Here is a 4,006-nt window from a genome sequence, read left to right on the forward strand (position 1 = left end):
CAATTACACAGTGAACCTCAGCGCTGATGTTCCCTACGGAGTAACTGCGGAACGGGACCTGCCGCAAAAAGTCCCGAGCAGGTGCCGGACGGCTGAGAGCTCACCGCAGCCGTGCCGGCAGTAGACTGAAAATCAGCGAGCGGACTGCCGTTGTACCCGGTCGCCGGCCGGTACGCTCCGGCAGTGCGCGTCGTCCGACGGAGAGGGCCTCAGCGATGGAACCGACCTATGTGATGGCCGAGAGCGCCCCGGCGCCCGTGGGCCCCTACTCCCAAGCGTGCGGTATACCGAATGGTCTGCTGTTCCTTTCGGGGCAGACGCCCATCGAYCCGGCGACCGGGCAGYTGGTCGGCGGTGGCATCGAGGAGCAGACCGCACGCGTCTTCGASAACCTTGGCYTCGTCCTCGAGGCRGCCGGCAGCAGCTKGCGCKATGTCGTCAAAGTCAACGTCTTCCTCGTCGACATGGACGACTTCGCAGCGATGACGTGTACGCGAGGTACTTCGACGGCCAKTACCCCGCGCGCACGACGGTCGCCGTCGCCGGGCTCCCGCTCAGGGCGCGCGTCGAGATCGAACTGCAGGCGATGCGCCGCGTGGGGTGATCCAAACGCACGACCACSTCGATTCGCTMACTCCCGAGWTCATCGACACAGCCAGAGAAGCCCTRCTCATCGGCAACTAAGGCCTGCGAATTTACTGCCAAATAGCGCTGCGATCCACAAAATAACCGTGTGAATCGCGGAGCTATTTGGCGTKGTTTTGGCGGCGTTTTTGGCGTGCCTCTGGTGCACTCGCCGCGGCGTGCTGCCGGTCCGCGCGAGGGTGTTGTTGAAKTCAGGCGGGCTAGTGYTTGGACAAGCGTGGACGGGAGCGCTCGATGATGCTGGTGGTCGCGGCAATTGCTGTGAGGGCTGTCGCCAGCAGAAGCGGTGCCCAGACCGTTTGTGCGATGGTTGCACCCGCGACGGCTGTCCCGGCTGATCCTGCAGCGATCTTGAGTGCGCCTACCCAGATGAAGACTTGGCCGCGGGCCTCGATGGGTGCGTATTCGCTTCGCGCGGCGAGTGTTGCCGCGAAGAACATCGCGTTGGCGATCCCTGCCAGGCCGAAGGCAATGAGGGATGTGGGAAGCGTCGGAGTGAGCATCACSAGTATCAGCGTTGCCGCGACGAGTGCGGCGAGGGAGCTCATGAGAGGGTCTGCGTCGCGGCGAAGSGGYCGGAGCATGAGMGCTGCTGATCCGAGGAGATTCCCTATCCCRTAKGCYGCGACCAGTGTTCCGGCGGCTGAGGCCCCGCCGAACGCGGGAGCWGTKGCAACGGCGTAGATCGGTAGCGCGGCGACAGAGAATGCGACGGTCACGGTGAGTCCGAGTGTGCGGCGCAGCGGACCACGTGCCCAGATGAGGCGCAGTGTTCGWCCGGGKGAYGGCACCTCAACGGCCTTGTYGGGCGGCTCTTGCTTGGGGAGTGCGAGGACGGCTCCAGCACCAACGACGGCGGCTCCGGCCAGGACCAGTGTCGCGGTGAGTGCGTCGGATGCGGCCGCGATCCATGCCACTGCTGCCGGGCCGAGGGTGCCGCTGATCCCGTAGCTTGCGACGTCCCAGCTTTGTGCTCTGCGTTGGCTGCGCTGCCCGGGGCCGGCGATAGAGGGCAGGCGGCTGCTGATCCCGCCGGTGAGCATCGGCCCGAAGATGCCCGAGGCAAAGAGCAGCATGGCTGGCCAGATCGGCCAGGCGACGGGCAGGAGCAGTGCAGCAGCACCGAGCACCACCCCGTGGAGGACTGCGGAGCACGCGATTACCTTGCGTCCGTCACGGGCTGTATCGAGGCGTCGTGCGATGAACGGGCCGAGCAGGTGGGGTGCGGTGATTGATGCTCCCAGGAGCCCGGCCAGCCAGCCAGGCATCCCCCAGGCGTGGGCGAGCAGCACAATGGCGACCACTGCGCCCCCGTCTGCACTGCGAACCAGGGTTGCGGCGAAGACGTAGCGGGCCAGCGCACCGATCCGGCGGTCCTCCCTGCAGGGAACTCCGAGGCCGGCGCTACGGGTTGAGCCCGAGATCATCGACAATCCTGCCAACACGGGCACGCTGCTTCTCGGTCAATCCTTGGAGGGGAAGCGGCAGGCACGATTGTGATGCCAGTCCCAGCTGTTCCGCTATTGCCGCAACAACCCGGATACTCCCACCAAACTCGGCAAATAGCTGCCACAACGGTGCCAGCCGTTCGGACTCGGCGGACGCTTCGGAGACCCGCCCTTCCAGGGCGGCCTGGGTGATCCGCATCGCCAGGGCGGGCAAAGTGCCGCCAATGACGGAGTACCAGGCATCGCACCCGGCAGCCAGTCCGGCGGCGGCCTTGGCGTCACCGGAAACTCCGATGGTCACGTGCGCAGGGACGGCCGCCCGGATTTCCTGCACCCGCGCCTGCGCCTGCTCCGGATCGGCCGGCATGCCGGGGATTTTGATGGAGGCGATTCCGGGCAGTTCCGCGATGCGTCCGTACAGTTCGGTCGTGAACGCGAAGTGGGTGGTGCCCGGATTGTCATAGACGATCACGGGCAGCGACGAGTTCGCGGTGACGGTCCGGAAGAGTTCGAACGCGTCATCGTCGGTGAGGGGCTGATAGGTCATCGGAGCCAGCAGGAGCCCGGAAGCTCCGGCCCGCTCCGCATTCTCAGCGTTGGCCAGGACGTGTGAGGTCCGCAAGGCCCCGATACCAATGAACACGGGTGTATCGCCGGCGTGCTCGACGGCAAGGCGGGCGACACGGCTCCGTTCCTCGCCGCTCAGGTACGCGTAGCAGCCCGTGGATCCGAGCGCCGTGATGGAGTCAACCGTCGCCTCCGAGAGCCGTTCGATCAGACGAACGAAGGCATGCTCGTCAACAGCATCATCTGCCAGAGGGGTCAGGGGGAAGGCGCTCAAGCCGGTGAACATGGGTATAACTCCTTAGTTTGAATAACGGGGAAGCAAAGTCTGAGCCACCTGCCGCGGCTGGGCGGGCTGAGCATGGGTGGGCTGAGCTGCGGGGCCCCTGTCAGCAGGTACTTCCCGCGCAGCGACAGTTCTGGCGGACGCGCCTATTGGGAGGACTGCGGCCTACTTCGGTCCTTGGCCGATGAGGTCAGGGTCGGTGCGGGCGGCGGCGGGTTCGCGGGTGTGCGGTTGCCGTCGGCCGCCGCGTTGCGCGGCGGCCCCGGCGAGGACGACGAGCGTGATGCCCCCGAATTGGGTGAGCGAGGGCTGCTGGTGCAGCACGAGCAGCCCGAGGAGCACCCCGATTGCCGGTTCGAGGGCCATCAGGGTACCGAACGCGGTGGGCGTCATCCGGCGCAGGGCGAGCATCTCAAGCGCCATTGGCAGCACCGGCATCAGGACGGCCAGTCCGAAAGCGACAGAGAGGACACCGAGGTTGAGATGTCCGGCGGACTGGGGGATGCCCACGACCGCCGCCGTGGCAGCTGCGACGGGAACGGTGAGTGAAAGTGCGCCGATGCCCGTGAAGCGGTCGCCGATCCGTTGTGTAAGCACGATGTAGACGGCCCACCCGACGGCCGCGAGCCCTGCCAACCCGATACCGGCGAGGTTGATGTCGCCAGCCCAGGGTTCGGTCAGAAGGACGACGCCGAGCAGCGCCAGGGCTGGCCAGATAAGCGCCCGTGCGCTGTGGCTGCGGACCGCGGCGACAGTCAGCGGACCGAGGAACTCGATCGCGACGGCGGTGCCGAGCGGGATGCGTTCGATGGAGGCGAGGAATGCGATGGTCATCAGTCCGGTGGCGACGCCCAGCCCCAGAAGCACGGGGACGTCGGGGCGGCGTAGCGCGCGCAATGGGGGGCGGGCAACGGCCAGAAAGACGAACGCCCCCACACTGAGTCTGAGCCAGGCTGTTCCGGCCGGCCCCACCTCCGCGATCAGATCCACTGACAGTGCCGAGCTGAGCTGGACTGAGAGCATGGCGGCAACGGCCAGCCCCCACGGCGGCACGGGGATATTC

At 66.6% G+C, this 4,006-nt stretch carries 4 protein-coding genes and 1 pseudogene; 2 read left to right on the forward strand and 3 right to left on the reverse strand.

Going from position 1 to position 4,006, the window contains the following annotated elements; all coding sequences use genetic code 11:
* Positions 1-233 precede the first annotated feature (233 nt).
* A pseudogene (locus AC1D1W_RS19995) lies at positions 234-428 on the forward strand (Rid family hydrolase); the annotation flags it as partial.
* Positions 429-487: 59 nt separating this feature from the next.
* Positions 488-604, forward strand: a complete 117-nt coding sequence (locus AC1D1W_RS20000; protein WP_476944618.1) for a Rid family hydrolase — start codon at positions 488-490, stop codon at positions 602-604.
* A gap of 241 nt (positions 605-845) precedes the next feature.
* Here the strand turns inward: AC1D1W_RS20000 and AC1D1W_RS20005 are convergent, their stop codons facing one another.
* The 3 genes from AC1D1W_RS20005 to AC1D1W_RS20015 all read right to left on the reverse strand — a co-directional run.
* On the reverse strand, positions 846-2,072 hold the full coding sequence (locus tag AC1D1W_RS20005; protein WP_476944615.1) for an MFS transporter: 1,227 nt from the start codon (positions 2,070-2,072) through the stop codon (positions 846-848).
* Positions 2,050-2,946, reverse strand: coding sequence for a dihydrodipicolinate synthase family protein (locus tag AC1D1W_RS20010; protein ID WP_476944616.1), 897 nt, complete (start codon positions 2,944-2,946; stop codon positions 2,050-2,052). The genes AC1D1W_RS20005 and AC1D1W_RS20010 overlap by 23 nt, the downstream gene beginning before the upstream one ends.
* A gap of 162 nt (positions 2,947-3,108) precedes the next feature.
* Positions 3,109-4,006: EamA family transporter (locus AC1D1W_RS20015; protein ID WP_476944617.1), on the reverse strand; the 898-nt coding region annotated here is incomplete at its 5' end.

This window comes from Arthrobacter sp. P1_B4 (assembly GCF_056406555.1).

Excerpts from the sequence above, each read along its gene's own strand:
- AC1D1W_RS20010 (WP_476944616.1), bottom strand. The coding sequence starts at position 2,946 with ATGTTCACCGGCTTGAGCGCCTTCCCCCTGACCCCTCTGGCAGATGAT.